This is a genomic window from Chryseobacterium contaminans, from assembly GCF_001684955.1.
GTDB lineage: Bacteria > Bacteroidota > Bacteroidia > Flavobacteriales > Weeksellaceae > Chryseobacterium > Chryseobacterium contaminans.
Genome location: NZ_MAYF01000356.1, coordinates 56,388 through 82,405, shown reverse-complemented (window position 1 = coordinate 82,405; position 26,018 = coordinate 56,388). Strand labels below are relative to the sequence as shown.

Below are 26,018 nucleotides of genomic sequence, written 5' to 3'. Positions count from 1 at the left end.
ATAAAGTAGGGTAATCCGGTTTCAGATAATCAGAAAGGATGTTTTCTTTTCCCTCTTCTCTGCTGATAATTTCAGTAAGGAATATTCCGTAAATAAGGAATTGGTTAAAATTCTGGGCATTGACAATATAATTGAGATTTTCCTGAGAAAGTTTTTCATATTCAGAAAGTATTTTCAGGAAGGTTTCAGTGTGTTGAGGAGATTGAATTTCATAAAAAAGATCAATACCGTTGATGAATAGTTGAGTTCTTATTTCTTCATGGTTAGAAGGGTAAGCTTTGCTGAACCATAAAAATATATTGAAAAGCTCTTCACGGGTGAGCTCTTCTACAGAATCTTTTACTTTATCCTTGATGATTTCAAGATTTATTTTAGCATCAGGCTGAAGGAATTTCTGAAAATTCTCTTCTTCACAACAAAGCTTATTGTATAAATTGATTTTGGCAATATTTGGGTTGGTCTTGATGAAATAAAGTTCTTCTGTCATAACGAATTACCAAATATTTTTATTGAAATGGTACTTAAAGATACAAAATATGCTGAAACATAGATTGAAAAATGTTATGCGATGAATGGGAATGAATTAAATTTTTAAAAATAGAAGCAGGAAGACGAAGACTGGTAGTTTTGAAGTATATAGAAAAATAGTTTTTTATAACTTCCATCTTCATTATCCAATTGTTTCATGCAAAGCCATCTCGTTTTCTTCCGAGTCTTCAAATTTATTTTTTAAATGCTGGAAGTTTTTTTATTTCCTGTTTGAAAATAATGGTTGTGGCTATTGACCTGACGAGCGATCTGGCGATGGATAGCGGATGTTCCGGAAACTCATGATCATATTTTTCCAGTTCAGATTTATTCATTAATGTTCCTTGTTTAAAGTCCGGATCATAAGGATCTTCAAACCAGTTTTTCATGGTTTCTTCATTAATTTTTACTTCGCCAGTTTTATGTAGTCTGTCCAGAATAACTGCGTCTCTCATTCCTGTGATTCCAATTTCGTCAGCCTGTATTTTCACTACATAGCTGCAATTTTCGAAAGGAATGGTAATGGATGCAATATAGGCCATGCCGGTTTCCTGCTGAGGAATCTTAATAATATTTTTTACACAGGGAATATTGTGGATATTAATGATATCCGTCTCAATAATACCACCATTGGTTGAAGCCGCTATATTTCTGTAAAACTTTTTCAGGTAATCTAAGTCTTGCGCTGTAGGAAGGTCTGGTTCTTTATCGAAAAAATGAAGGACAATAAGTGCCGATTGTTGTGGATTTACCCATCTTATTGCTTCATGATCTTCTGAAACTTTAATCCATCCCTGGTCTGGAATGGTTACAGAATGAAGGTTGACTTTATTTTTTTTCTTTTTCCTGAAAAATTTGAACATGGCTGGTCTTTTATAGCTTAAATATCGTGCTATTTTGTCAAAAATAAAAGACTTCCGGGAAAGATTTTTGATGAAGCCATTAAGATTTTAAAGAGCAGATAGAAACGCTATGTTTTTTGTTGAGGTTTGTTACAATAACAGGATGAAAAAAGAAAAGTATATGCAGAATAGCTTTATAGGCAAAGTATAATTCAACAGGAATCAATCTTATTTTTCTGCAGAAATCAACAGCATCATAGGTCTTCGGAGTTCTTCTTTCATTTCCGGAATTTCTTTCAGCATTTCAGCGCTTGGTTCCGGTTCAATAATTTCCTTTATTTTGAAGCCTTGTTTTAATAATGTATTTAAATAGGAAGTTAAGGTTCTGTGGTATTTAATAACATTTTCTCCTAAGAAAGTTGTATTTCTTTTTCCTTCGATGAAATATTTGTCAACGGGCCAGGCTGTTTTTTCTCCATTATTATCATAGTTCCAGTCCTGACTTCCTTCAGCAGTAAAGACAGGGTGTTCTACAGAAAACACAAAAGATCCGCCAGCCGTCAGCCACTGATAAACATTTTGGGTTATCTTACTGAATGATTCCACATAATGCAGTGTTAATGAGCTTAAAATAATGTCAAATTGTTCTGCAGGAAAATCCACATCTTCCAATGCCATTCTTTCATAAAGGATGCCTTCAAGATCATTGATTTCCTTTGCTCTGGCCAGCATTTTCTCGGAAAGATCAATTCCAACCACAGATATTGCGCCATTTTCTATAGCATATCGGCAATGCCACCCAAATCCGCAGCCGAGGTCCAGTACCTTTTTCCCTTTAAAATCAGGTAACATATTTTTTAAGGCATGCCATTCTCCGGCTCCTTCCAGTCCCAGTTGAGACCGGAGCATTTTTTCATACTGGTCGAAAAAAGACGGGTTGTCATATTTATTTTCTTTCATGTCAGGTAAGATTTACAGTTTTAAAACCGGGATTAATGAATAATAAATTTACGATTATTAGGCGGAATAGTTTTAAAATACCAATTCAAACTTTTCAAAAAAAATCCTTTACCGGAATAAAGGATTGGAATGTATCATGTAAAATGATTTTATTTTCGGCCCTCACGCACAGCACGGATTAAATCTTCGTTTCGCTTATTGGCTCTATCATTATTTAAAGACATCACAGCCCAAATAGCAGCAGGAAGCCAGCCAATGACGGTAATCTGCAAAATAAAACAGATAATTCCGGTAAGAACTTTTCCTCGGACAATAAAAGATAAAAAGGGAAGTATAATAGCTAATAACATGATGATGAAATTAAAAGTGTAAGTAATTAGTATTCATAATTAATTGGATAGAACTAATTTACAAATTATTCTCCCATATTTTTATTCCATAATTTTTCAGCATAGTCTCTGAATGCTTTTGGTCCTTCTTTAAAAGCCTTGTCAAAGGTATAAGATCCTCCTTCAAATACCGGTTTACCGTGTTTTTCCATTCCTGTTCGTATTTTTGTTTCCCCACGCATGGCAAATTTCTGTTTTCCTTCATACATGATGACCTTTAAATCTGATGGACTAATATCACCCTTACAAGCTAGTTCATATATCATCCAGACTTCAGCAATACCATCTTTATCAAGATCTGTTACACTTAGCGTATTTTTCTTAAAAGCGGCATCAATATCTACCATACAGTCTTTGATAAAGTCATTAACCTTCCATATCTGTTGGTTATTTTCAAGGGAATAGCATTGAGCAAAAACTTCAGCGTCACTACCATCATTTTCATGTTGGAAATTTTCATTAATATAAACTCCGGTCTCAGAAGTGAATACGATATATTCTCCCGTTTTATCTTTCCATTGGAATCCTTCTTTAAAATTTCCTTTGTATTTCAATGTTTTTGGAACTTGGGCAGAATCAATTCTTGTAGTCACCAAAGAATCTGTTTTTTCTACCTGATGAATTTCCGGAGCTTTTGTTTCTGTTACTGAATCTTTCTTTTCATTTTTACAGTTTAGAAAGAATATAAACGGAAGACAATAGAGTAAATGTATTTTTTTCATAGATTATTTTTTCTTTTCTGATTTATTGAATCAGTTCATTCATTGTTTTCTCTGTATTCATCAAGTCTCCCTGAGGAATCTGGTGATTAAGATAAGTAAACAATAAATTGGTTACCCAGCTGTTTTCAATATCGCGAATAAAATAAGACGAAACCAATCCAAAATCATCAGAAATATAGGCTGGCAGCTCAGATGAACCGGTAGCTTTGAAAATGGAGATGAAAATTTCTTTTCTGATATGCGTAACAGCATCTTCAGTTTTTTCATCCATTGTTTTTTCTTCAACAGCCTGATAAGCTTTCATCCATGCCTCCGAAAATGTTGATGAATCTCTGTTATCCAGAATTTCATCAATCTTTTCAGGATCAATATTGTTAAGAGCAGCTTTTAATGCCTCATTAAAAGCTGCTTCTAATTTTTTTAATTTTTCTATCATAATTCTAATGAGATTGAGGGTCAAAATAAGCTTTAAAAGTAAGTGGATTTTCAACTTTTCCTTCTGCATCTTCAAGATATTCTAAATATTCAGCCTGATGCTTTTCCATATAAATCATAACGATGGCCAGATTTATAAAAAGGTTTTTATCTTCTGAACCCAGGTTTAAAGCCATTTTTAAATACTCCAGAGCTTTCTCGTTTTCTCCCATATCGGAATAAACTGCCCCAATGTTGATGAGTGCAGAGGTATTTTCAGGTTCAATAAGTAAAATCTCATCCAGCTCTTTAACCAAAAGATCATTTAAAGTATCCCAATGATCCTCATTTTCCCATCTTTTCGCTTGAAGTTTTTTTACATTCTCAAGTCTTTGTGATATGCTCTTCATTTGTTTCTGAAGGTTTTCCTTCATATAATGCTTCTTGTTAATCTTTTACTATCCGAATGCTCTTTTCAACAGACTCTCTACTTTCGGCTCACTTCCTCTGAAAGCTTTATACAGTTCCATAGGATCTTTTGTTCCACCTGAAGAAAGAAGTACTTTATATTTGGCAGCAATTTCCGGATTGAAGATTCCGTTTTCTTTAAAATACTGGAAGGCATCGGCATCCAATACTTCCGCCCATTTGTAAGAATAATATCCTGCAGAATATCCACCCTGAAAAATATGAGAGAAACTTGGGCTCATCGCTGTTTCAGGATTGATAGGATAAAGGGTTGTAGCCTTGGTGTATTGATCTTCAAACTCCTTTACACTTTTGTTTTCCAGTTCTGCCACTTTTGTATGGTAGTTCATATCCAGTAAACCAAAACCTAATTGTCTTAAGGTCTGGTAACCTTCCATAAAGTTTTTGGACTGTTCTATTTTTTCAATTTTTTCATCAGGAAGAACCTCTCCCGTTTTATAATGCTTTGCAAAAGTTTTCAGGAATTCAGGTTCATAGCAGAAGTTTTCCAGAAACTGAGAAGGAAGCTCCACAAAGTCCCATTTTACAGAAGTTCCGGATAGAGTAGGGTATTGGGTATCAGCCATCATTCCGTGAAGGGCATGCCCAAATTCGTGGAATAAAGTGGTTACTTCCTGGAATGTCAGTAAGCTAGGTGTATCTTTCGTTGGTTTGCTGAAATTACAAACGATAGAAATGTGGGGACGCGAGTTTTCTCCGTTCTGTTTGTACTGGTTTTTATAGCTGGTCATCCATGCACCGGCTCTTTTCCCTTTTCTTGGGAAATAATCTACATATAATAGAGATTTATAAGTTCCGTTTTCCTTAACCTCATACACTTTTACATCTTCATGGTATTTTGGTATATCATTTCGTTCTTCAAAAGTTAATCCGAACAATTTTCCAGCCAGTCCGAAAACAGCATCTTGAACCTGGTTTAAAGGGAAGTAAGGTTTTAGTTCTTCATCATTAAGATCAAATTTCTGTTTACGAAGTTTTTCAGCATAAAAAGCATGGTCATAGCTTTGCATATCTTCAATTCCATCGGCTTTGGCTAAAGATTTCAGTTCTTCAATCTCTTGATCAGCATAAGGTTTAGCTTTCGTTAAAAGTTCATTTAAAAAATCAATAACTTTTACCGGAGATTTAGCCATTCTTTCTTCCAGTACGTAATCTGCATAGTCTTTATATCCTAAAAGTTCAGCTTTCTGTTGTTTCAGCTGAAGAAGTTCCTTGATGAGATTCTGGTTGTCATATTCCCCACCATCAAAAGATTTTTTACCGTTAGCCAAAGCTAATTCTTTTCTCAGTTCACGGTTCTCAGCATAAGTCATGAAAGGGATGTAGCTTGGATACTGTAAAGTCACTACCCAGCCATCAAGGTTTCTTTCTTTAGCTTCCTCAGCAAATTGTTCAATAATTGCTTCAGGGATTCCGGCTAACTGTTCTTTATCTGTGATATGTTTGAAATAGGCATTAGTGGAAGCCAATACATTTTGTCCGAACTGAAGAGACTTTATCGAAAGATCCATGCTGATTTTCTTTAATTTTTCCTTGTCTTCTTCATTCAATAAGGCGCCACTTCTTACGAAACCTTTATACGTTTCATTTAAAAGCATTTCCTGCTCTTCATTGAGGTTATATTTCTCCTTTTCATCATAGACCTTTTTGATTTTGTTGAAAAGAGCTTCATTTTGAGAAATTTTAGAAGAATATTCTGTTAAAATCGGTGAAACTTCCTGAGCAATCTGTTGGATTTCATCACTGGTTTCTGCTGAATTTAAATTGAAAAAGATATTCGATACCATATCCAGTTGTTCCCCGGAATACGCTAATGCTTCAATCACATTTTCAAAAGTGGGTGCTGCAGGATTGTCAACAATAGCATTGATTTCCTCTTCAGATTTCTGAATTAATTCCTTAAAAGCAGGAAGATAGTTTTCATTTTTAATGTCACCGAACGGTGCTGAGTGATATGGTGTGTTAAATTTTTCTGTTAAAATATTCATTTTTCGATTTTTAGTTAAACGTAAATGTAAGGATTCATCGGGGAATCCCAGCTGAAATGCTCAAAAATAATGCCTGAACGTCAAGTTATGACAAAAATGCCTTATCTTTAAATAATCTTGTCCTATGCAAAGAGGGAACGATGTCAGAATATTTAATTTTGAAAGCAGATGAGAGGCTCATTTTGAAAGAAATAACTTTAAATATATAGACTATGAAAACACTCCTGAAATTTATTGGCATTATCATTTTGCTGATTATCGTATATGCTGTAATTGCCATGTTGGCTTTTAGTAAAGATTACCATTATGAAAAATCCGTTGTCATTAATGCACCCAAAGAAAAAGTATGGCAATATGTAGGTTCCTTAAAAGGATATAATATGTGGGATCCTTTCTCAAAAGAAATAAAAAATATTAAGATCACCTATTCTGGAGAAGGAACTAAAATGGGAGATTCTTATCATTGGAAAGGGGATGACAGTGAAGGAGAGCAGGCAATTACCGAAACCGTTCCAAATGAAAAAATGGTAACCCAGCTTCATTTTATAAAACCTTTTGAGGGAAACGCCAAAGGTACTTTTGTATTAACACCTGAAGGAAACGGAACCAAAGTAACATGGATGATTGATAATGAACTGAATACCATGATGAAGATTATGAAGCCTATGATGGACAGCAATATGGATAAAATGTTCGGCCAGGGACTGAATGACCTGAAGAAATTATCAGAAAAATAAAATGAAAGCCTTGTATAAACTACAGGGCTTTTTTAATACTGTAATATGGTAAGAATTGTTCATGCTGATGGTTCACTTTTTGTAAAATATAAAAAGAGGAAATATTATTCTAAAAATATTATCTTTATATAAAGAAACGATTGTATGGAGAAGATTGTATTTGAAAAAAGTGATATCAGAGACTTTGTAAAAAATACCATTACAGAAAAAATTGAAAAGCTTAAAAACTTTATTGAGTTTACTCTGGAAGCAAGTCGTGACATCAAGAAAACACCGAAATATGACAGTATGCGTGAAGAAATGCAGGAGGAAATCTATCAGATGCAGCGGCAGCTGGGTGCTTTAAATGATCTCAAACGAAATATGGGAAAGGTGCTGAATACTGCTACAGACCGGGTTCAGCTAGGCTCGTTGGTGATCACCAACAAAGCCCGTTTCTATATTTCCGTATCATTAGGTGAATTCTTTTTTGAAGGAGACCGCTTTTACGCTATTTCTTCCGAAAGTCCCATGGCTCAAAAAATGATGGGAATGAAGGCCGGGAATGAGTTTACATTAAATAAAATTCACCAGAAGATTGTAGAAGTGCTATAAGGTTTTATCGTCAATAGTGAATTTTGCTTCGCAAGTGAATTGTGAATGATCTGGTTGAAAGAATGGTCAAGTAAAGGAACTCACTATTCACCACTGATGTTTATCTGCAATAAAACTTTTACTCAAAAAATACCGTATCTTAATAACTCTTACTCCGAACCACACGCATCATGCATTAAAATCTTATCTCATCTTCCCGGAAGTTTAACTTACATATTGTATTTTTGTCTCTATGAATAAAGCAGAAGTTTTAAAAGAAATCATAGAGCAGAGAAGAAGTATTTTCCCAAAAGATTATACAGATGCAGAAATCTCTCAGGAAGTTATTGATGAAATTTTACATTCAGCAACTCTGGCTCCTAATCACAAGCGTACTAAACCTTGGCGTTTCAAAATATTTAAAGGAGAAGAAAAAGCTAAACTGGCTTCAGAAATGCAGGCGATCTATAAAGCTACTCAGCCTGAACAGTTATTCTTAGAGAAAAAATATAATGATATTGGTTTTAAAATCAATAAAGCTAATGTTGTTGTTTCTATCGTTGTCAATTTCAGCGGAATGGTTCCGGAGTGGGAAGAAATTGCAGCTACTTCAATGGCAGTTCAGAACATGTATTTAAGCTGTACCGCAAATCATATTGGCTGCTACTGGAGTTCTCCTAAAATTGTAGATTATTTGAAAGAATCTCTTACAATAGAAGAAAATCAAAAGTGTCTGGGACTTTTTTATATGGGAAAAATATGATTAATCTAACAATATAACAGTTTACCAATGTACCAGTAAATTCTTGTAAGAGAAGGATAATATATTGTTACATTGTTAGATTGATAAATTGTTACATTAAACCATTGTTCAATTAGAATTTTTGTTTATCTTTGCACTCTTAAATATTTAACTGGGACGAGTTCCCGTAAAATTCAAACATTATGTCAGTAAAAATCAGATTACAAAGACACGGTAAAAAAGGAAAACCTTTCTTCCACATCGTGGTTGCAGATTCTAGAGCTAGAAGAGATGGTAGATTCATCGAGAAACTAGGAACTTACAACCCAATTACTAACCCAGCAACTATCGAGTTGAACGTTGATTCTGCTGTACAGTGGTTAAACAATGGTGCTCAGCCTACTGATACTGCTAGAGCTATTCTATCTTACAAAGGTGCTCTTTACAAAAAACACTTACAAGGTGGTGTTGCTAAAGGTGCTTTTGATCAAGCTGAAGCTGAAAAAAGATTTAACGCTTGGTTAGAAGCTAAAGAATCTAAAGTACAAGGTAAAGTTGAAGGTTTAGCTACTGCTAAAGCTGATGCTAAGAAAGCTGCTTTAGAAGCTGAAGTAAAAGTAAACGAAGCTAGAATTGCTGCTGCTGCACAAGCTGAAGCTGATGCTAAAGCTGCTGAAGAGGCTGCAAACGCACCTGCTGAAGAAGTTGCTACAGAAGGAGAAGCTGCTGCTGAAACTGAAGAAAACACTGAAGCTTAAGAACATTTCCTGTTATGCGTAAAGAAGATTGCTATTTGTTGGGGAAAATTACACGCAGACATGGACTTGCGGGGAACGTTATTCTTAAATTGGATACCGATCAGCCCGAGCTTTACAATAAATTGGAATCAATATTCGTTGAAATCAACGGATTATTGGTTCCATTTTTTATTGAAAAATCATCATGGAGCAAATTAGATGCTCTGAACATTGCTTTCAAAAACTCTTCTGAAGCAATGGTAGACCAGGTTATAGGTAAAAGTGTTTATCTTCCACTGTCTACATTACCTAAACTTACAGGGAAGCAATTCTATTACCACGAAATCATCGGATTTGAAATTCTTGATGAAAATGATAACAACTGTGGAGTGATCAGATCTGTAAATGATCAGACGGCACAGGTGTATTTCATTACCAATCTGGATGGAAAAGAAGTGGTTATTCCGATGATCAAAGACTGGATTCTTGAAGTTGACAGAGAAGAAAGAACGATCAAAATGGTACTTCCTGAAGGCCTTATTGATGTTTTCCTGGTTCCTTCCAAGAAAGACGAGTAAAAATTAGGTCTTCCTTTTGAATGATGATCAATTGTGTCTATTGATCATTTACTTATTCATAGAATCAGCATCATTTCGATTATATTCTGAAGTTAATTGCTATCTGATCATTCTTAAAGGCCATTTGTTCTCAGGAAAAGTATTCTTATTGAGAGTATTTAACTAAATTTTTCCTGTAATAATGTTTAATCTCTAAGTACAATATAATTTGGATCTGTTTAAAGTACAGCCCCTAAGATAAAACTTGGAAAATATTCAGATTTATATCTTTTGTGAAAACTTTTCAGAGTAAAGAGTCAGGATAAAAACAGCAGTAAGAATACAGCCGGATGCTGTCATCAGTATATCATAAATATCCATGGGAGAACCCATAAAATACTGTATAACTTCCCAAAATACCAATCCGACAAAGGGTGAATGATGTTGAAAAAAATTAGTTTTTTTGAAAAGGAGCATCCACACGGAATAAAAGTTTATAAAATATAAATACTGAAGCACAAATTCCGGTAGCTGCAAAATTAGGGAGTATTCCCTGGAGAAAATCCTGAATTTCAGAGAGGTTCATATGTTGGGCTCTGATCCATTTTAACAGAAAGACTCCAATCATCGAAAATAATCCCAATACCAAATTGCTTTTATTTTATTATCAGTTTTATCTCAAGTTTTATTTCTTTTTTTATTTCTTCAAAAGTCATTGTTTTTATGGGTTAGTTTTAACAAAAAGTGATTATTGTTCAAATATACGTAATTTAATTTCTTGGGATGAATTAATTTTAATATTACAATTTTTTGTGTAAAACTTCAATCTGTTCATACATTTTGTTAAAAAAAATCTTTCTATCCCGGTTTCCCGAAGTGTTCAGGGATTTTGAGTTTTTAATCTGATGTTCAAAATAGCTCAACGTTTCATCACAGGTTTTAGCATCTTTAATTAAAATATAACCAAACATATTAGTGGGTAAAGCAAAAAGCGACTGCTGTGGATGATGAAAAAAGATGTCGTTGGAAAGATGCATCAATTCATTTTCATACAGGTGAAACTTTGGATTATTTTCTGTCTTTTGCTCAATATATTCTATCAATTCCTTTAATTCCTGTAAAATAATTTGTGCCTCATTTTCTTTCAGAAGGCCGGTTTCATAATAAAATAACACTTGCTGCAAAATACTGGAAACAGTCATGCCATTCCATAATTCAGCCACATTTTGATCTTCATATTTTCTTCTTAATTTTTGAGTATCGGCTTCAAATTGAGGAGGTGAAAACTGTAAAAAAGGGATGAAAACCTGTTTGGCATTCAGTAAATTCATCCAGACATAAATCTTAAACCGCGAAAGCAAAGTATCTGAAAGGGTATAGAAAAACGGAATATCCTTTGCCGAATAATAAATGGTCATTTTATCTGAAAGCGGCAGGTTTTCAAAAACACTGAGAGTATTCTGAAAAAAAGATTGGAGGTCTTCTGTTTTAGTGACTGCTGAAGTTCTTTGAGCTAAAATAAGATGATCGGAAGTGAGGAGCTGATCCAAAGATATCTGATAATATTTGGCCAGTTCTAAGGCTTCCTCAAAACTGAATTTGGCTTTCAGAGAAGTTCTTCGATGGGCAGCATCATAGCTTATATTAAGAATATTGGCGATCTCGTCATTCAACGATTTATCACCTATTTTTCTTCGGATTTCTTTGAGCAGAGCTTCCTGATGCATGGCTTTGTGATTTTCACAAATGTAGCATTTTTTCTGGGCAAAAAGTCATTGTTGCAAGCATGTAAATCATTGTTTTTTGCGATTTTCACAAACAGAATATTTTTTTTTATTTTTTTTCACATTCAATACGGGACTTTCGGCTGATAATTTTGAATTATAATTTTAAAATCACGAGCTATGAAAGCACAATTTTTTTTAATACCAATGCTTTTATTCAGCATTCTGATGGATGCATCAGACACTATAAAAGTAGATTCGTTGAAGCCCAGATTCATTGCCGCTTCTCCTTCAAAAAATAACAAAAATGTAAATGGGTTTCTGTTTAAATATTTTGATCAGGAAGAAAAAATGATACCTAAAAAAGTAAACGGTTTGGGAATGGGATTTAATCCTTTAGGGCTTTTCTTTCCTGCTTTACTCATTGTGTATTTGCCTGGTGCAGACCGATGGAGCTTAAACAATGATTATGGTGTTGTTCCAGAAAGTAAAATGAATACAATCAACGGAGTTCAGCTATCATTGATCAATATGGAACCAACGGTTACCAATGGGTTGGAAATAAATGTTTCAAGTAATATCAATACCTGCGCGGTAACTCGTGGGGTTACAGTTTCTCCGATTCTCAATTTTCATCATGAAATAAAAGGAGTTTCTGTAGCTCCTTTGGCTAATGTTGGACAAAAATGCAGAGGCCTTCAGATCGGACTTTATAACAGTTGTAAAGATTTCCGGGGCATTCAGATCGGAGCATGGAATGAAAACGGAAAACGAAAGCTACCTGTCATCAATTGGAATTTTAAGAAATCATAAAATTAAGACTTATGAAAACAAAGATTTTAATGACCTGCTTCTTTTTATTACAAGAAGCAATATATGGACAAGACTCTATTGAAACCGTGAAAAGCAAAATAGTTTCCCTGACACCTTTGAGCAAAAAAGTAAAAGAAGTAAACGGAGTGGCCATAGGATTAGGCGGGAGTTTATTAGACAATCATACGGGAAAAACTCAGAGAATTAATGGTTTTAATCTTGAACCTAATCCTTTAGGAATTCTGATGTGGATGTTTGGAGATCCTGCCAAACAACGAGATGATGGGGCTTCTCTCATTGTAAACGGACTTACAGTTTCCAGTGCAGGGTATGGGAAAACAGCAATTCACCATGGATTATTTGTTTCTCTTTATAATTATGGGAAGAAAGTAAGCGGAGTTTCAGTGGTCGGGTGGATGAATTATTTAGATCAGGGGAATGGGATGTTTATTTCCGTAATTGGAAATGATCTGGCTACAATGAAAGGTTTAAGTATTTCAGCTTTTAATGCTTCAGAAAAGATGCAGGGCATGCAGATAGGGCTTAGTAATTATTCAAATGAAATGAAAGGAGTACAGATAGGTATTCTTAACAAATCTAAAAAGATGAAAGGACTTCAAATTGGAATATGGAATAAAAATGAGAGAAGGAGCTTGCCCATCATTAATTTTTAAAAATAGTAATCATGAAAAATATACCTTATCTATTGATTTTATCCCGTTTTATTTCCGCTTTTATCATTTTGTATCTGGGATATTTTATGGGAGAATCAGCCCGGGAATATATTCTGATGCTTATGTATTTGGGATTGTTTACTGATATTTTTGATGGAATTATAGCCAGAAAAACAGGTGTTGCTTCAGAAAAATTAAGAAGACTGGATAGCCAGACGGATCTTATCTTCTGGTTGTCCCTGGGATTTGCTTCTTATTTCCTGAATCCGGACCTGATTATCAATGAATGGAAAAGTATTTTACTGATCTTCAGTATGGAAGCTATGTGTTATGTTGTAAGTATCTGGAAATTCGGGAAAGAAACCTGTACCCATGCTTTCCTATCCAAAATGTGGGGACTGAGCCTTTTGCTGGCCTTTACCTATATGATCGGTTTCCAGAAAACAGGCTGGACTTTTGATCTGGCATTGATCTTAGGTTTGGTTTCTCATATTGATGTGATCCTGATTATTCTGTTTCTTCCTCAATGGCAATACGATGTTCCTAGCTGTTATCATGCCCTGAAAATCAGGAATGGAAAGCAAAGGAAAAAGTCCATTTTCTTTAATTAAAGCATTAAATAATTGATAAATGATTTTTAAAGACAGCGCAATCATCAAGTTGCGCCGTTTTTTTGTAACTTTGCCACCATTAATTTTTATACAAAAATTTATTATCAACAAATGAAAAAGCAAACGATCAAAGAAATCCTAAGGGATTACAAGAAAGTATTACATCATGACATTACAGTTTACGGATGGGTAAGATCATTCCGTGCTAATCGCTTTATTGCACTTAATGATGGTTCTACGATTAATAATTTGCAGATAGTTGTTGATTTCGAAAATTTTGATGAAGAACTTATCAAGAAAATTAGCACAGCTTCTTCTCTTAAAGTGGTAGGTGAAGTAGTGGAAAGCCAGGGAGCGGGACAATCTGTAGAAATTGTTGCTAAAAAGATCATTATTTTAGGAGATAACTTTACAGAAGAGCTTCAAAGCACCATTCTTCAGCCTAAGAAACACAGCTTAGAGAAACTTCGTGAGCAGGCACACTTAAGATTCAGAACTAATTTATTTGGAGCTGTTTTCAGAGTACGCCACGCAGTAAGTTTTGCTGTTCATTCATTCTTCAACCAAAACCAGTTCTTCTATATCAACACTCCGGTGATTACAGGAGCTGATGCTGAAGGAGCAGGAGAAATGTTCGGAGTTACCAACTTCGATCTGAATAATATGCCAAGAACTGAAGAAGGCGAAATTGATTTCACTCAGGATTTCTTTGGTAGAAAAACCAATCTTACGGTTTCCGGCCAACTTGAAGGAGAAACTGCTGCTATGGGATTAGGAAGAATCTATACTTTCGGACCTACTTTCCGTGCAGAAAATTCAAATACAACAAGACATCTTGCAGAATTCTGGATGATTGAGCCGGAAGTGGCTTTCAACAATCTTGAAGATAACATCGACCTTGCAGAAGATTTCTTAAAATATGTGATCCAGTATGTATTGGATAACTGTAAAGATGATCTTGAGTTCTTAGACAAACGTTTTGAAGAAGAACAAAAATCAAAACCGGAAAAAGAAAGAGCAAAAGAAGGTCTTATTGAAAAACTTCAGAATGTGGTGGCTAAACGTTTCAAGCGTGTAAGCTATACAGAAGCTATTGAGATCTTATTGAACTCTAAAGAAAATAAGAAAGGAAAATTCGTATATCCTGTTGAAAAATGGGGGGCAGATCTTCAGTCTGAACACGAAAGATATCTGGTTGAAAAACACTTTGAGTGCCCGGTTGTATTGTTCGATTATCCAAAAGAAATCAAAGCTTTCTATATGAAACTGAACGAAGACAACAAAACGGTTGCAGCAATGGACGTTCTTTTCCCGGGTATCGGTGAAATCATCGGTGGATCTGAAAGAGAAGCAAGATTAGACGTATTAAAGCAGAAAATGGCAGATATGCATGTAGATGAGCACGAGCTTTGGTGGTATTTAGATACCAGAAAGTTCGGTTCTGTACCGCATGCAGGTTTCGGTCTGGGGTTAGAAAGGTTAGTTCTTTTCGTAACAGGAATGACAAACATCAGAGATGTAATTCCTTTCCCAAGAACGCCGAAAAGCGCTGAATTCTAGAATCATAAAAAAAGCCTTAATCATCAAGTTAAGGCTTTTTTTATTTTTAAATAGTTTATTATGTAGAAAGTATAATGCAAAAATCATGCTAAATGTATTTTTTATCAAATAAATTTATTAAATTCGTAGAATATGTTATGTTAAAACGCCAATATTAATATGCTTAAACAACACTTACAACTCAAATTAGGACAGAAGCTGGCCCCTCAGCAGATCCAGTTGATGAAGCTTATTCAGCTTCATACTCTTGAATTTGAAGAGGAGTTGGAGAGAGAGTTAGAAGAAAACCCTGCTTTGGAAATTGTAAAGGAGGATTCTAAGGAAGATGATTATTCTTCCCTGGAAGATGCTTATCAGGACGAGGGTACAGAAAGCATTGAGACAGATTTCGACGTTAACGAATATCTTTACGACGACGAACCCAGCTATAAAACTGCATCCAGCAACTACTCTCCGGATGATGAAGAATTTGACAATGAAAGTCTTCTAACGGAAGGACAGTCATTATATGATTATCTTACAGAACAGATTCACCTGGTGAATATCAGTGAAGAAGACCTTAAGATTGCAGAATACCTAATTGGTAACCTTGATACGGACGGTTATCTGAGAAGAGAGATCAAATCTATTGTGGATGATCTTGCTTTCTCACAGGGAATTTATACGACTAAGGAAAAAGTAGAGGACATCCTTGAAAATTATGTTCAGAAGCTGGATCCGCCTGGAGTGGGTGCAAGAGGTCTTCAGGAATGTTTATTATTACAGATCGAGAAGAAAGTAAGCTCTGATAAAGCTGTTTCTTTAGCGGCCAATATCCTGAGATACCAGTTTGATGCCTTAACCAATAAGCATTATAACAAGATTATTCAGAAATATGATATTGAGGAAGAAGATCTGAAAGATGCTTTGGATGAAATTTCAAAACTGTCACCCAAAGTGGGAGGGAATTTTGATACCCAAACCATTACCATCAATCAGGAAATTATTCCGGATTTTGTAATTCAGGTGAAAGATGGACAGGTGATCCCTATGCTTAACAGTAAGAATGCTCCAACATTAAGGGTTTCTGAAGAATATAAAGATATTCTGACTACTTATTCACATGATAAAAACTCTTCTGAACACAAGCAGGCTGCTTTGTTTATCAAGCAGAAATTAGATGCTGCGAAATGGTACATTGATGCGATTAACCAGCGTCAGAATACTTTATTGCAGACTATTACAGCTATTGTTAAGTTTCAGAAAGATTATTTTATTACCGGTGATGAGAAATCTTTAAAGCCAATGATCTTAAAAGATGTAGCAGATATTACCGGATTTGACATCTCTACCATTTCCAGAGTGGTAAAAAGTAAATATGCAGATACGCCAAACGGTATTGTTTATCTTAAAGACCTGTTTTCAGACAGCTTAACCAATGATGATGGGGAAGAAGTTTCTACTAAAGAGATTAAAACCCACCTTCAGGAAGTGATCAGTAAAGAGAATAAAAGAAAACCTCTGACTGATGATGCCTTAGTGGTTATTTTGAAAGAACAAGGATATAATATTGCCAGAAGAACGATTGCAAAATATCGTGAACAGCTCAATATTCCTGTTGCCAGATTAAGAAAAGAACTTTAAAATATAAAAAAGCATTTCAATTTGAAATGCTTTTTTGTTTTTATGCGTTTTTAGTAGGACCATCCCGTCAAAAATTCTTTGAATTTTCGCCACCCCTCCAGTGGAGGGGGATGTAAAGCTCATCAACTGAAATATTGACGACCAGAATTTTGAAAATCGGAGATTTTCAAAAACTTAAGTGCTCTTCTCAAACAGTTAGTAGTAACTTAAAATAACTAAAGTGTTCAAAAACTTTTGTGACTTTGTGGTTAAACCTTCCAGTTTAGACGAGTCATTTAATTAAAGTCCACTTAAACCCTATAGAATCTAAATGGTATAAGTTAAGCCTTATGACTTTCCAACCCAAGTTCTTTCATAGAAATTTCCCGCATTTCCACTTTTCTTATTTTCCCGGAAATCGTCATTGGAAATTCATCCACAAATTTCCAGTATTTCGGAACCTTATAATGGGCAATTCTTCCTTTACAATAGTCTAGCAGTTCCTGTTCTGTAATCGTAAAGCCTTTTCTTACTTTCACCCAGGCCATTACTTCCTCTCCGAATTTTTCACTTGGCACTCCAATGATCTGAACATCCAGAATGTTAGTATAAGTATATAAGAAGTCTTCAATTTCTTTAGGTGAAATGTTTTCTCCACCACGGATGATAAGATCTTTAATTCTTCCGGAAATGGTAATATAACCATCTTTATCCATAACAGCCATATCACCGGTATGCATCCAGCGGGCGTCATCCAGCACTTTTTTTGTGTTTTCAGGATCATTCCAGTATTTCAGCATTACAGAATAGCCTCTTGTACAAAGTTCACCGTGTTCACCACGTTTCAGAATTTTTCCGCTTTCATCAATGATTTTTATTTCGAGATGATCCTGAACTGTTCCTACTGTACTGACCTGCTTGTTTAATGGGGTTCCTATTAAAGTTTGTGTAGATACCGGGGAGGTTTCTGTCATTCCATAACAGATGCTCATTTCCTTAATATTCATCAGGCTTTCCACTTTTTTCATTATTTCCGGTGGACATACGGAACCAGCCATAACACCGGTTCTTAAACTTGAAAAATCATAAGTATCAAAATCTTTTACGGCAAGCTCAGCGATAAACATGGTAGGAACACCATACAGAGAAGTACATTTTTCATCAGAAACAGCCTTTAACGTAAGCTCTGGATCAAAACTGTCATTAGGGATTACCATACAGGCTCCATGGGCTGTACAGCATATATTTCCGATTACCATTCCGAAGCAGTGATAGAATGGAACAGGAATGCATACACGGTCTTTTTCTGTATATTTTAATCGTATACCAATAAAATATCCGTTATTTAAAATATTGTGATGGGAAAGCGTAACGCCTTTGGGAAATCCGGTTGTTCCCGATGTATATTGAATATTGACAGGATCATCAAACTGTACGTGCTCTTCAAAGCTATGAAGAACCTCATCGGAAATCTCCTGACCATTGTTTACAAAATCTTCCCAGTTGTCATCAAAGAAAATTTCATGCTCTAAAGTAGGGCAAACTTCCTTGGCGTACTCAACCATTTCTTTGTAGTTACTGGTCTTAAAGCTTAAAGAAGAAAAAATAAAACGAACTTCAGACTGATTGAGTACATAGGTAAGCTCATGGGTCCTGTAAGCCGGATTGATATTCACTAAAATAGTACCGATTCTGGCAGTGGCATATTGCAGAAGTACCCATTCATAGCGGTTGGAAGACCAGATTCCTATTCTGTCTCCTGCTTTTGCTCCTAAAAATAATAAGGCTTTGGAAACTGCGGTTGTTTGATTGTAAAATTCCTGGTAGGTAGCTCTGTACCCCTGATGAACACAAACCAGTGCTTCTTGGTTGGGAAACTTTTCGACAGTACTTTTAAGGTTTCCACCAATAGTCTGTCCCAATAATGGAACCTGAGATGCTCCATAAACATATGATAAAGGCATAGTAAAAAAGATTTGGTGAAATAAAATTAACAATAATATCTTGAACTATAGCCTATGAATGCTAATTTTCCTGAGAATCTATCTCTCTAAGCTGCTTTAGATTTTTGTCAAGTTTTTTGATGATACTTCCATACACCAGTCTGTAATATACCCAGATCATTGATATAGCCAATATGGTGCTGATAGTAATGGCTACAATAATGACCGTAAGATCAGATCCGGAAGGTTGTATATTTTGAGAATTTAAAGTGTAAAATATAAAGGCAACTAATACAAAGGTAAACATAAGAAGTAGCACAATACTAATCAGAATGAAAGCATTGACTGTTTTTTTGAAACTGATAATTCTCGTAATAAGCCCTTTAAGGTTTTCCTCAATTTTTATTTTACGGTAATTTTGGTAGAACTTGAGTACAAAATAAGCGGTAATTAATACGCTCAGGATTTTAATGGCCAGATAAAAGTGACCGAAATTGTTTTCCACTTCGGGTGCTTCATGAGTACCCAGTTTTTCCAGTATTTTACGGAACCCGTCAGACTCGTCATCCTGGAAGAAGTAGAATAAGCCTAAAACAGAAAAGAACAGAAACTCAAAAACACTGATCCAGAAAATATACTTTACATAATTACGTGATTTTCTATTCAGCATTTGACGGATCTCGCTGTTATCATATTTCGGTTCTACAGGCTGTTGTTGCCATGTTTTTTTAAAACTATCTAAATCAAATTCAGGCATATTTTTCCATCTGTTCTTTAAGGGTTTTCTTTAATCTGTTCATTTTCACACGTGCATTAACTTCGGTAATTCCGAGATTTTCTGCAATGTCCTTGTAAGGCAGATCGTCAAGATACATCATGACAATGGCTCTTTCTATATTAGGAAGAGTCTTGATTACAGTATACAAAAGCGAAATCTGTTGCTGTTTTTCATCATCATCTTCCACAAAATCCTTATGGTTGATGTCCAGTTCATTCGTAGGAAGGCTTTTGCTTTTTTTTCTAAAGAGGGTAATGGCTGTATTAAGCGCTACACGGTACATCCATGTTGAAATCTTGGAATTTCCTTTGAAAGAATCATAACTCCTCCAGAGCTGCAAGACAATTTCCTGGAAAAGATCTTCTTCATCTTCCAGCGAATTGGTATATAAGCGCGATACTTTAATAATCAGGCCCTGATTATCTTTGATGAGCTGCGCAAATTCTTTTTCTCTGGAATCCATAGATGTATAATGGCACGAAGATAATAATAATGTGGTAATTGGGGAAAAATAATTATAATGAAATCAGAGATAATTATGACATGTAAAGAAGTTTGAAGCTGGAGGCAGGAAGTTATTACAGAGACTTATTTTAACAGTAACCTGAAAAGTTTATCAGCAGTTTTGAAAAAATTAATATAAAATGCTGCTAGTCCAGGCTTGGTACTTCAATAACTTCCATCCTCCCGCTTCCGGCGGTCCTTCTTACATTTTTACCGTAAAATTTATGTATCTTTGCATCCGCGAGAAAATCGGCCTGTTGATTTCCCGTTTACGGGAGGTAGGAAAGTCCGGACACCATAGAGCAGCAAAGCGGATAACATCCGTCACCCGTGAGGGTAGGACAAGTGCAACAGAAAGCAAGTACAGTTCGGCTGTAGTGAAACCAGGTAAACTCTTTGCGGTGCAATGGTAAGTATATCGGTTCTTTTCAGCAATGGAAATAGGGGCGGCTCGTCCTGAAAACCGAGGGGTAATCAGCTCAAGTGTTGCAGCAATGTACCACGTAGATAAATAACAGGCACTTCTTCGGAAGTACAGAATCCGGCTTATAGATTTTCTCGTGTTTTTTTGAAGAATATAAGTTAAGTGATAAACTATCCATATAAAATCCTCAGGTTCAAAATGATCTGAGGATTTTTTTTATTCACTTTCCAATTGTTTTTTTGCTTCCTGTAATTCCTGTCTATCTTTTTCTGAAAGCTGGGGATACTTCAGGTTCATCTTCTCCAGAGTATCTATAATAATCTGAATAGCTGCCGTTCTTGCAAACCATTTATTGTCTGCAGGAAGTACATACCATGGCGCATGATCCTTTGATGTCTCATTGATTGCGGTTTCATAAGCTTCCATATACTGATCGAATAAGGCTCTTTCCGGAAGATCTCCTGCAGAAAACTTCCAGTTTTTTTCCTGTTCGTTAATTCTGTCTAATAATCTTTTCTTTTGTTCATCTTTGGAGACATTCAGAAAAATTTTGATGACAGTAGTTCCGTTTTGCGCAAGATGCTTTTCAAAATTACGAATGCTTTCATAACGGTTTTCCCAGAATTTATTGTCAAAATCCTCTACAGAAGACCATGTTTTTTCACTTAAATTATATTCAGGATGTACTTTGCACACCAATACACTTTCATAGTGGGAACGGTTAAAAATTCCGATCATTCCCTTCTGAGGCAGAGCCAGATAATGTCTCCATAGGAAATCATGGGAGTATTCTTTTGAACTTGGTGTTTTAAAGCTGGTTACATTACAGCCTTGAGGGTTTACACCGCCAAAAACATGTTCTATCATGCTGTCTTTTCCAGCGGCATCCATGGCCTGAAGTACCACCAGAAGAGACTGGCTTCCATCAGCATAAAGCTTTTCCTGAAGCTCACGTAGTTTTTCTTTCTCCTGAATTAGTAATTGAGTTCCTTCTTCTTTGGTAAGTTTTCCTTTATAGGAGGTAGAGGCTTTTTTAATAGAAAATTTTCCATTTACCCTGAAGTCATCTGAGAGATTGGTGTCCATATATTTAAGATTAAAAGATTAAAAGATTAAAAGATTAAAAGATTAAAAGATTAAAAGATTAAAAGATTAAAAGATTAAAAGATTAAAAGATTTTGTTATTAAAATTCAATAGGGGTGGGCTTTAGCCCAGTCATTTAAGTGTAAATCCCAAGGCTTCAGCCAAGACCTAAATAATATATTTGATCAATGTCAATATATTTACTGCTGGCCATTACCTATCATCTGCAACCTAATCCAATATAAATATAACAAAAAAACCGCCTCAATAGAGACGGTTTCTTTATTTTGAGTAGAGAATTATTTCGCTGCAGCTTTTTTAGCAATTTTTGCAGCTTTTTTCTCAGCTTTAGCAGCTTCTTTCTGTTCAGCAGGTGTTAATACTTTTGGCTCAGGAGCGTTAGCATCTACGTTTCCTTTGATGTAGATTACACTTCTGCTGTTAGCAGGGTCATTAGAGAAAACCTCAATCATTTTGTTGAATCCTCCTGTAAGAGCTGTGTTATATCCAACTTTGATCTTAGCAGATTTTCCTGGCATGATCGGATCCTGGCTGAATTCTGGTGTTGTACATCCACAAGATGGTTTTACATTTGAAATGATCAAAGGCTTATCACCAGTGTTTGTTACAGTAAAGAATCTTGTACCATCAGAACTAGGCTTAATGTTACCATAGTCGAAAGTAGTTTTATCAAACGTAATAGTTTGTGCAGATGCAAGAGCAAATGTTCCGAATAATGCAATTCCTGCGATTAATTTCTTCATATTCTTGAATGTTAATATGTTTGTTAGATAAATTTTGTGAAACAAAGTTAAAAATTATTTTAATTCATGCTTAAAAATTTTTTTCTTTAGACTATTTTTGCAAATTGCAAGCCAAAGAAATAGAATTTATGCAGATTTCAGAAAAGTACAATCCACAGGAAACAGAACAGAAATGGTACAATTACTGGTTGGAAAACAAATATTTCCACTCAGAGCCTAATGACAAACCACCATATACCGTGGTCATTCCGCCGCCAAACGTAACGGGGATATTACACATGGGACATATGTTGAACAATACCATTCAGGATGTTCTGGTCCGCCGTGCAAGAATGCGCGGGTTTAACGCTTGTTGGATTCCGGGAACAGATCACGCTTCCATTGCTACCGAAGCTAAAGTTGTTGCTAAACTGAAGTCTGAAGGAGTCAATAAGTCTGATATTACCCGTGAACAATTCCTTGAACACGCTTGGGAATGGACAAATAAATACGGAGGGACAATCCTTGAACAGCTTAAAAAATTAGGATGTTCATGCGATTGGGACAGAACCCGTTTCACAATGGAAGACAAGCTTTCACAGCAGGTTATCAAAAGCTTTGTAGATCTTTATAATAAAGGATTAATTTACAGAGGCTACAGAATGGTAAACTGGGATCCGGAAGCGAAGACCAATATTTCAGATGAAGAGGTAATCTTTAAAGAACAGAATGGAAAATTATATTTCCTTAAATATAAGATTGAAGGTTCAGAAGAGTTCCTTTCAGTTGCGACTACACGTCCTGAAACTATTTTCGGGGATACCGCTGTATGTATCAATCCTAATGATGAAAGATATGCACACTTAAAGGGTAAAAATGTAATCGTACCAATCGTTGACAGGGTAATTCCTATTATTGAGGATGAATATGTTGACATTGAGTTTGGAACGGGAGCTTTAAAAATTACTCCTGCACACGATACGAATGACTACGAGATCGGGCAGAAGCACCAGTTGAAAATGATTGATGCATTAGATGATGACGGAAACCTTAACGAACATGGTCTTCACTATGCAGGACAGAACAGATTTGATGTAAGAAAGCAGATCGCAAAAGAATTAGAAGAAAAAGGTCTTTTACTGAAAGCTGAGGATTACGTCAATAAAGTAGGAACGTCTGAAAGAACAGGAGCTGTTATTGAGCCTAAAGTTTCGGTACAATGGTTCCTTAAAATGTCTGAAATTGCTCAGCCTGCACTTGATGTTGTAATGAGCGATGAGGTAAAGTTTTATCCAGAGAAGTTTAAAAATACTTACAAACACTGGATGGAGAACATCCGCGACTGGAATATTTCCCGTCAGCTTTGGTGGGGACAACAAATTCCTGCTTACTATTATGGTACAGGGGATGAAGATTTTGTAGTAGCTGAAACTAAAGAAGAAGCTTTAAAGCTGGTTCAGCAAAAAACAGGAAATCATGAATTAACAACAGAAGATCTTAGGCAGGATAATGATGCATTAGATACCTGGTTCTCTTCATGGTTATGGCCAATGTCTGTATTTGATGGGTTACTTGATCCAGAAAATAAAGATATCAATTATTATTACCCAACTTCTGACCTGGTTACAGCTCCGGATATCATCTTCTTCTGGGTAGCCAGAATGATTATGGCGGGATTGGAATACAGAAAAGAAGTTCCGTTTAAGAATGTTTATTTTACAGGAATTGTAAGAGATAAGCAGAGAAGAAAGATGTCAAAATCTTTAGGAAACTCTCCGGATCCGCTTGAGCTGATGGAAAAATATGGAGCTGATGGCGTTCGTGTAGGAATTCTATTGAGTTCTGCAGCTGGAAATGACCTTCTTTTTGATGAAGATTTAATGCTTCAGGGAAGAAATTTCATGACGAAAATCTGGAATGCATTCCGTTTAATTAACATGTGGAATCATGAAGATAAGGCAGCAAATGCAACAGAGACTCAAACTATTGACTGGTTTGAAAATAAATTAAATAAAACCATTGTTGAAATCAACGATCAGTTTGAGAAATTCAGAATTTCTGATGCCCTTCATTTGATCTATAAATTAATTTGGGACGATTTTTGTGGTTGGTATCTTGAAGCAATCAAGCCTAACTATGGAGAAGGTATTTCTAAAGAGGTTTATAACAAAACAATATATTTCTTTGAAGAGCTGATGAAGTTGCTTCACCCGTTCATGCCTTTCTTAACAGAAGAATTATGGCAGACGATTTCAGAAAGAAATATTGAAGATGCTTTAGTAATTGCTCAGCAAAAAGAAGCGGGAGCATTTGATGAGACGATCATTAAAAACTTTGAAACTGCGGCAGAACTGATCTCTGGAGTTAGAAATTACCGTCAGACAAAAGGAATTTCCCCAAGAGAAGCCGCTGAAATATATACCAATGCTACTGAATTTGCGAATGAAGCGGTAGTAAGAAAACTAGCCAATGTTTCTGAAATTCACTTCGGGCAGAAAACAGATAAGCCAAGCTTTACATTCCTTGTTGGTGCAACAGAAGTTTCTATTCCTTTAAGTGAAAACTTAGATTTAGGAGAAGAAAAAGCGAAAACTGAAGAAGAATTAAAGTATCTGAAAGGATTCTTGATTTCAGTAGATAAAAAGCTTTCCAACGAAAAGTTTGTGGCTAATGCTAAACCTGAAATTGTAGAGGTAGAACGTAAGAAACAGAAAGATGCTCTTGATAAGATTGCGATCTTGGAAGAGAAGCTGAAAAGTTTGTAAATAAACCCAATAATAAAAGAAGTTGTTGGAATGTCAGGCTGAGCGGAGTCGAAGCCTTTTTTGGAATAAAAATGAAACAATATTTCGTATATATTTTAAGATGTTCCGACAACTCCTATTATACAGGAGTTACCAATGATATTGAAGTAAGATTAGCTCAACATCAATCAGGTAAATTTCCTGAAAGTTATACTTATAAAAGAAGACCGGTTGAACTAGTCTTCTTTTATGTATTTAATGACATTATTCAAGCGATAGTGTTTGAAAAGCAAGTGAAAGGTTGGAGTAGAAAGAAAAAAGAAGCTATAATTAATGATAATTGGGATCAATTAAAAGAGTTGTCTGTTTGTCAAAACAAAAGTCACTCTGATAATGTTGACAGCAAAAATCAAAAAGGCTTCGACTCCGCTCAGCCTGACACTGAGAATAAGTAATACAATAAAATGACACATATAGAAAACATAAAAAAGCTATTTTCGAAGGATTTTGTAGAAAGTCCCTTGTTAGAAAGTTTTGAAGTAGGGAAAATCTATCTTTCCAGTGGAAAGCTGGTTGCTTGTGATCCCTTAATCACCAATGATATGCTTCCTTTTTCTGCAGATTTTCCAAAAGGAGAATTTTCTGTAATGTTACATAAAGAAAGAGATAGTAATTGTGTAGCTTATGCAGAAATTATTTTCAATACTGCAGAAATTAAAGACTGGAAGCTGGCAACTACGGCTGGGCAGAATATTAAGGAACTGGTGGAAGGAGAAGTTTTTGGATATCCGGTAGAAAGTGGAATGGGCTGCTTCATGGATGTGGATACTCAAAACAGTCTTAATGAATTGGAACAGAAACTTTATCATAAAAAAGGTGGAGACTTTATGGGAATCTATGAAGAGTTTTTCCATGAATATTTCTTCGATGAAAAGGGGGCAATAGATCAATATGCATTTCTAAAACCTTCAGAAACTCATCCCGGGACTATATTTGCTTTTGAGACAGGATACGGAGAAGGTTTTTATGCCAGCTATATTGCTTACGATAAAAATCAATCACCGGTGAAGATTATTACAGAATTTATTGAAATAAGTTAGGTAAAATTAGTTATTTTTGGCACGGAATTTAGTCTG

Annotated in this window: 27 protein-coding genes and 1 other RNA gene; 14 read left to right on the top strand and 14 right to left on the bottom strand. The window is 35.4% G+C overall.

Annotated features, from left to right (window positions below; all coding sequences use genetic code 11):
* The 8 genes from BBH99_RS21050 to BBH99_RS21015 form a co-directional block, all read right to left on the bottom strand.
* Positions 1 to 487 (bottom strand): hypothetical protein (locus BBH99_RS21050; RefSeq protein WP_066700320.1); only part of this gene is annotated, 487 nt, incomplete at its 3' end.
* Positions 488 to 722: 235 nt separating this feature from the next.
* A complete protein-coding gene (locus BBH99_RS21045) occupies positions 723 to 1,391 on the bottom strand; it encodes a hypothetical protein (protein WP_066700319.1) in 669 nt (222 codons plus the stop codon).
* Between the two features lie 207 nt (positions 1,392 to 1,598).
* The gene (locus BBH99_RS21040) at positions 1,599 to 2,330 is read right to left on the bottom strand and encodes a class I SAM-dependent methyltransferase (RefSeq protein ID WP_066700318.1); all 732 of its coding nucleotides are present in this window, start codon (positions 2,328 to 2,330) and stop codon (positions 1,599 to 1,601) included.
* 149 nt (positions 2,331 to 2,479) lie between these two features.
* A complete protein-coding gene (locus BBH99_RS21035; RefSeq protein WP_228390863.1) occupies positions 2,480 to 2,680 on the bottom strand; it encodes a YqaE/Pmp3 family membrane protein in 201 nt (66 codons plus the stop codon).
* A gap of 65 nt (positions 2,681 to 2,745) precedes the next feature.
* On the bottom strand, positions 2,746 to 3,441 hold the full coding sequence (locus BBH99_RS21030; RefSeq protein WP_066700315.1) for a M949_RS01915 family surface polysaccharide biosynthesis protein: 696 nt from the start codon (positions 3,439 to 3,441) through the stop codon (positions 2,746 to 2,748).
* A 22-nt stretch (positions 3,442 to 3,463) separates the two neighbouring features.
* Positions 3,464 to 3,877 (bottom strand): hypothetical protein, encoded by a 414-nt coding sequence (locus BBH99_RS21025; protein WP_066700313.1) that lies wholly within the window; start codon positions 3,875 to 3,877, stop codon positions 3,464 to 3,466.
* Positions 3,878 to 3,881: 4 nt separating this feature from the next.
* On the bottom strand, positions 3,882 to 4,289 hold the full coding sequence (locus BBH99_RS21020; RefSeq protein ID WP_066700311.1) for a tetratricopeptide repeat protein: 408 nt from the start codon (positions 4,287 to 4,289) through the stop codon (positions 3,882 to 3,884).
* Between the two features lie 24 nt (positions 4,290 to 4,313).
* Positions 4,314 to 6,332 (bottom strand): M3 family metallopeptidase, encoded by a 2,019-nt coding sequence (locus tag BBH99_RS21015; protein ID WP_066700310.1) that lies wholly within the window; start codon positions 6,330 to 6,332, stop codon positions 4,314 to 4,316.
* Between the two features lie 212 nt (positions 6,333 to 6,544).
* Here BBH99_RS21015 and BBH99_RS21010 point away from each other — a divergent pair, with 212 nt between their 5' ends.
* The 5 genes from BBH99_RS21010 (at position 6,545) to rimM (ending at position 9,699) form a co-directional block, all read left to right on the top strand.
* Positions 6,545 to 7,069: an SRPBCC family protein gene (locus BBH99_RS21010; protein ID WP_066700308.1), complete on the top strand. Its 525-nt coding sequence runs from the start codon at positions 6,545 to 6,547 to the stop codon at positions 7,067 to 7,069.
* A gap of 144 nt (positions 7,070 to 7,213) precedes the next feature.
* Positions 7,214 to 7,663 (top strand): hypothetical protein, encoded by a 450-nt coding sequence (locus BBH99_RS21005; RefSeq protein ID WP_066700305.1) that lies wholly within the window; start codon positions 7,214 to 7,216, stop codon positions 7,661 to 7,663.
* Positions 7,664 to 7,895: 232 nt separating this feature from the next.
* Positions 7,896 to 8,405: a nitroreductase family protein gene (locus tag BBH99_RS21000; protein ID WP_066700303.1), complete on the top strand. Its 510-nt coding sequence runs from the start codon at positions 7,896 to 7,898 to the stop codon at positions 8,403 to 8,405.
* Between the two features lie 182 nt (positions 8,406 to 8,587).
* Positions 8,588 to 9,142: a 30S ribosomal protein S16 gene (locus BBH99_RS20995; RefSeq protein WP_066700301.1), complete on the top strand. Its 555-nt coding sequence runs from the start codon at positions 8,588 to 8,590 to the stop codon at positions 9,140 to 9,142.
* Positions 9,143 to 9,156: 14 nt separating this feature from the next.
* On the top strand, positions 9,157 to 9,699 hold the full coding sequence (gene rimM, locus BBH99_RS20990; RefSeq protein WP_066700300.1) for a ribosome maturation factor RimM: 543 nt from the start codon (positions 9,157 to 9,159) through the stop codon (positions 9,697 to 9,699).
* A 779-nt stretch (positions 9,700 to 10,478) separates the two neighbouring features.
* Here rimM and BBH99_RS20980 read toward each other — a convergent pair.
* Positions 10,479 to 11,405 (bottom strand): helix-turn-helix domain-containing protein, encoded by a 927-nt coding sequence (locus BBH99_RS20980; protein ID WP_066700297.1) that lies wholly within the window; start codon positions 11,403 to 11,405, stop codon positions 10,479 to 10,481.
* 177 nt (positions 11,406 to 11,582) lie between these two features.
* On the opposite strand from BBH99_RS20980, the gene BBH99_RS20975 reads away from it, so the two are divergent.
* The 5 genes from BBH99_RS20975 to rpoN all read left to right on the top strand — a co-directional run bounded on the left by BBH99_RS20975 (position 11,583) and on the right by rpoN (position 16,683).
* The gene (locus BBH99_RS20975) at positions 11,583 to 12,215 is read left to right on the top strand and encodes an LA_2272 family surface repeat-containing protein (RefSeq protein ID WP_066700292.1); all 633 of its coding nucleotides are present in this window, start codon (positions 11,583 to 11,585) and stop codon (positions 12,213 to 12,215) included.
* Positions 12,216 to 12,226: 11 nt separating this feature from the next.
* Positions 12,227 to 12,889: an LA_2272 family surface repeat-containing protein gene (locus BBH99_RS20970; RefSeq protein ID WP_066700291.1), complete on the top strand. Its 663-nt coding sequence runs from the start codon at positions 12,227 to 12,229 to the stop codon at positions 12,887 to 12,889.
* An 11-nt stretch (positions 12,890 to 12,900) separates the two neighbouring features.
* Positions 12,901 to 13,500, top strand: coding sequence for a CDP-alcohol phosphatidyltransferase family protein (locus BBH99_RS20965; protein WP_066700290.1), 600 nt, complete (start codon positions 12,901 to 12,903; stop codon positions 13,498 to 13,500).
* 111 nt (positions 13,501 to 13,611) lie between these two features.
* Positions 13,612 to 15,060: an asparagine--tRNA ligase gene (gene asnS, locus BBH99_RS20960; RefSeq protein WP_066700289.1), complete on the top strand. Its 1,449-nt coding sequence runs from the start codon at positions 13,612 to 13,614 to the stop codon at positions 15,058 to 15,060.
* Between the two features lie 159 nt (positions 15,061 to 15,219).
* Positions 15,220 to 16,683 (top strand): RNA polymerase factor sigma-54, encoded by a 1,464-nt coding sequence (rpoN, locus tag BBH99_RS20955; protein WP_066700288.1) that lies wholly within the window; start codon positions 15,220 to 15,222, stop codon positions 16,681 to 16,683.
* A gap of 320 nt (positions 16,684 to 17,003) precedes the next feature.
* Here the strand turns inward: rpoN and BBH99_RS20950 are convergent, their stop codons facing one another.
* The 3 genes from BBH99_RS20950 to BBH99_RS20940 all read right to left on the bottom strand — a co-directional run bounded on the left by BBH99_RS20950 (position 17,004) and on the right by BBH99_RS20940 (position 19,846).
* Positions 17,004 to 18,626: an AMP-binding protein gene (locus tag BBH99_RS20950; protein WP_066700286.1), complete on the bottom strand. Its 1,623-nt coding sequence runs from the start codon at positions 18,624 to 18,626 to the stop codon at positions 17,004 to 17,006.
* A 61-nt stretch (positions 18,627 to 18,687) separates the two neighbouring features.
* The gene (locus BBH99_RS20945; RefSeq protein WP_066700285.1) at positions 18,688 to 19,362 is read right to left on the bottom strand and encodes an MFS transporter; all 675 of its coding nucleotides are present in this window, start codon (positions 19,360 to 19,362) and stop codon (positions 18,688 to 18,690) included.
* Positions 19,355 to 19,846 carry an RNA polymerase sigma factor gene (locus BBH99_RS20940; protein WP_045500386.1) on the bottom strand — a complete coding sequence of 164 codons (492 nt, stop codon included), beginning with the start codon at positions 19,844 to 19,846 and terminating at the stop codon, positions 19,355 to 19,357. The genes BBH99_RS20945 and BBH99_RS20940 overlap by 8 nt, the downstream gene beginning before the upstream one ends.
* 282 nt (positions 19,847 to 20,128) lie before the next feature.
* Between BBH99_RS20940 and rnpB the strand changes: the two genes are divergently transcribed.
* Positions 20,129 to 20,452: RNase P RNA component class A (gene rnpB, locus BBH99_RS20935), an RNA gene on the top strand.
* 75 nt (positions 20,453 to 20,527) lie between these two features.
* On the opposite strand, the gene BBH99_RS20930 is transcribed toward rnpB, so the two are convergent.
* A complete protein-coding gene (locus tag BBH99_RS20930; protein ID WP_066700283.1) occupies positions 20,528 to 21,397 on the bottom strand; it encodes a polyphosphate kinase 2 family protein in 870 nt (289 codons plus the stop codon).
* A gap of 297 nt (positions 21,398 to 21,694) precedes the next feature.
* Positions 21,695 to 22,159 carry a DUF1573 domain-containing protein gene (locus tag BBH99_RS20925; RefSeq protein ID WP_066700282.1) on the bottom strand — a complete coding sequence of 155 codons (465 nt, stop codon included), beginning with the start codon at positions 22,157 to 22,159 and terminating at the stop codon, positions 21,695 to 21,697.
* Between the two features lie 128 nt (positions 22,160 to 22,287).
* On the opposite strand from BBH99_RS20925, the gene BBH99_RS20920 reads away from it, so the two are divergent.
* The 3 genes from BBH99_RS20920 to BBH99_RS20910 all read left to right on the top strand — a co-directional run bounded on the left by BBH99_RS20920 (position 22,288) and on the right by BBH99_RS20910 (position 25,982).
* Positions 22,288 to 24,903, top strand: coding sequence for a valine--tRNA ligase (locus tag BBH99_RS20920; protein ID WP_066700279.1), 2,616 nt, complete (start codon positions 22,288 to 22,290; stop codon positions 24,901 to 24,903).
* Positions 24,904 to 24,974: 71 nt separating this feature from the next.
* A complete protein-coding gene (locus tag BBH99_RS20915) occupies positions 24,975 to 25,337 on the top strand; it encodes a GIY-YIG nuclease family protein (protein ID WP_066700278.1) in 363 nt (120 codons plus the stop codon).
* 9 nt (positions 25,338 to 25,346) lie between these two features.
* Entirely contained in the window at positions 25,347 to 25,982 is a 636-nt protein-coding gene (locus tag BBH99_RS20910) for a DUF4241 domain-containing protein (RefSeq protein WP_066700276.1), read from the top strand.
* Positions 25,983 to 26,018: the final 36 nt, after the last annotated feature.

What these genes read in the sequence shown, in the direction of transcription:
- BBH99_RS21045 (WP_066700319.1), bottom strand. Translation starts at nt 1,391, where the DNA reads ATGTTCAAATTTTTCAGGAAAAAGAAAAAAAATAAAGTCAACCTTCAT.
- BBH99_RS21040 (WP_066700318.1), bottom strand. Translation starts at nt 2,330, where the DNA reads ATGAAAGAAAATAAATATGACAACCCGTCTTTTTTCGACCAGTATGAA.
- BBH99_RS21035 (WP_228390863.1), bottom strand. Translation starts at nt 2,680, where the DNA reads ATGTTATTAGCTATTATACTTCCCTTTTTATCTTTTATTGTCCGAGGA.
- BBH99_RS21030 (WP_066700315.1), bottom strand. Translation starts at nt 3,441, where the DNA reads ATGAAAAAAATACATTTACTCTATTGTCTTCCGTTTATATTCTTTCTA.
- BBH99_RS21025 (WP_066700313.1), bottom strand. Translation starts at nt 3,877, where the DNA reads ATGATAGAAAAATTAAAAAAATTAGAAGCAGCTTTTAATGAGGCATTA.
- BBH99_RS21020 (WP_066700311.1), bottom strand. Translation starts at nt 4,289, where the DNA reads ATGAAGGAAAACCTTCAGAAACAAATGAAGAGCATATCACAAAGACTT.
- BBH99_RS21015 (WP_066700310.1), bottom strand. Translation starts at nt 6,332, where the DNA reads ATGAATATTTTAACAGAAAAATTTAACACACCATATCACTCAGCACCG.
- BBH99_RS21010 (WP_066700308.1), top strand. Translation starts at nt 6,545, where the DNA reads ATGAAAACACTCCTGAAATTTATTGGCATTATCATTTTGCTGATTATC.
- BBH99_RS21005 (WP_066700305.1), top strand. Translation starts at nt 7,214, where the DNA reads ATGGAGAAGATTGTATTTGAAAAAAGTGATATCAGAGACTTTGTAAAA.
- BBH99_RS21000 (WP_066700303.1), top strand. Translation starts at nt 7,896, where the DNA reads ATGAATAAAGCAGAAGTTTTAAAAGAAATCATAGAGCAGAGAAGAAGT.
- BBH99_RS20995 (WP_066700301.1), top strand. Translation starts at nt 8,588, where the DNA reads ATGTCAGTAAAAATCAGATTACAAAGACACGGTAAAAAAGGAAAACCT.
- rimM (WP_066700300.1), top strand. Translation starts at nt 9,157, where the DNA reads ATGCGTAAAGAAGATTGCTATTTGTTGGGGAAAATTACACGCAGACAT.
- BBH99_RS20980 (WP_066700297.1), bottom strand. Translation starts at nt 11,405, where the DNA reads ATGCATCAGGAAGCTCTGCTCAAAGAAATCCGAAGAAAAATAGGTGAT.
- BBH99_RS20975 (WP_066700292.1), top strand. Translation starts at nt 11,583, where the DNA reads ATGAAAGCACAATTTTTTTTAATACCAATGCTTTTATTCAGCATTCTG.
- BBH99_RS20970 (WP_066700291.1), top strand. Translation starts at nt 12,227, where the DNA reads ATGAAAACAAAGATTTTAATGACCTGCTTCTTTTTATTACAAGAAGCA.
- BBH99_RS20965 (WP_066700290.1), top strand. Translation starts at nt 12,901, where the DNA reads ATGAAAAATATACCTTATCTATTGATTTTATCCCGTTTTATTTCCGCT.
- asnS (WP_066700289.1), top strand. Translation starts at nt 13,612, where the DNA reads ATGAAAAAGCAAACGATCAAAGAAATCCTAAGGGATTACAAGAAAGTA.
- rpoN (WP_066700288.1), top strand. Translation starts at nt 15,220, where the DNA reads ATGCTTAAACAACACTTACAACTCAAATTAGGACAGAAGCTGGCCCCT.
- BBH99_RS20950 (WP_066700286.1), bottom strand. Translation starts at nt 18,626, where the DNA reads ATGCCTTTATCATATGTTTATGGAGCATCTCAGGTTCCATTATTGGGA.
- BBH99_RS20945 (WP_066700285.1), bottom strand. Translation starts at nt 19,362, where the DNA reads ATGCCTGAATTTGATTTAGATAGTTTTAAAAAAACATGGCAACAACAG.
- BBH99_RS20940 (WP_045500386.1), bottom strand. Translation starts at nt 19,846, where the DNA reads ATGGATTCCAGAGAAAAAGAATTTGCGCAGCTCATCAAAGATAATCAG.
- BBH99_RS20930 (WP_066700283.1), bottom strand. Translation starts at nt 21,397, where the DNA reads ATGGACACCAATCTCTCAGATGACTTCAGGGTAAATGGAAAATTTTCT.
- BBH99_RS20925 (WP_066700282.1), bottom strand. Translation starts at nt 22,159, where the DNA reads ATGAAGAAATTAATCGCAGGAATTGCATTATTCGGAACATTTGCTCTT.
- BBH99_RS20920 (WP_066700279.1), top strand. Translation starts at nt 22,288, where the DNA reads ATGCAGATTTCAGAAAAGTACAATCCACAGGAAACAGAACAGAAATGG.
- BBH99_RS20915 (WP_066700278.1), top strand. Translation starts at nt 24,975, where the DNA reads ATGAAACAATATTTCGTATATATTTTAAGATGTTCCGACAACTCCTAT.
- BBH99_RS20910 (WP_066700276.1), top strand. Translation starts at nt 25,347, where the DNA reads ATGACACATATAGAAAACATAAAAAAGCTATTTTCGAAGGATTTTGTA.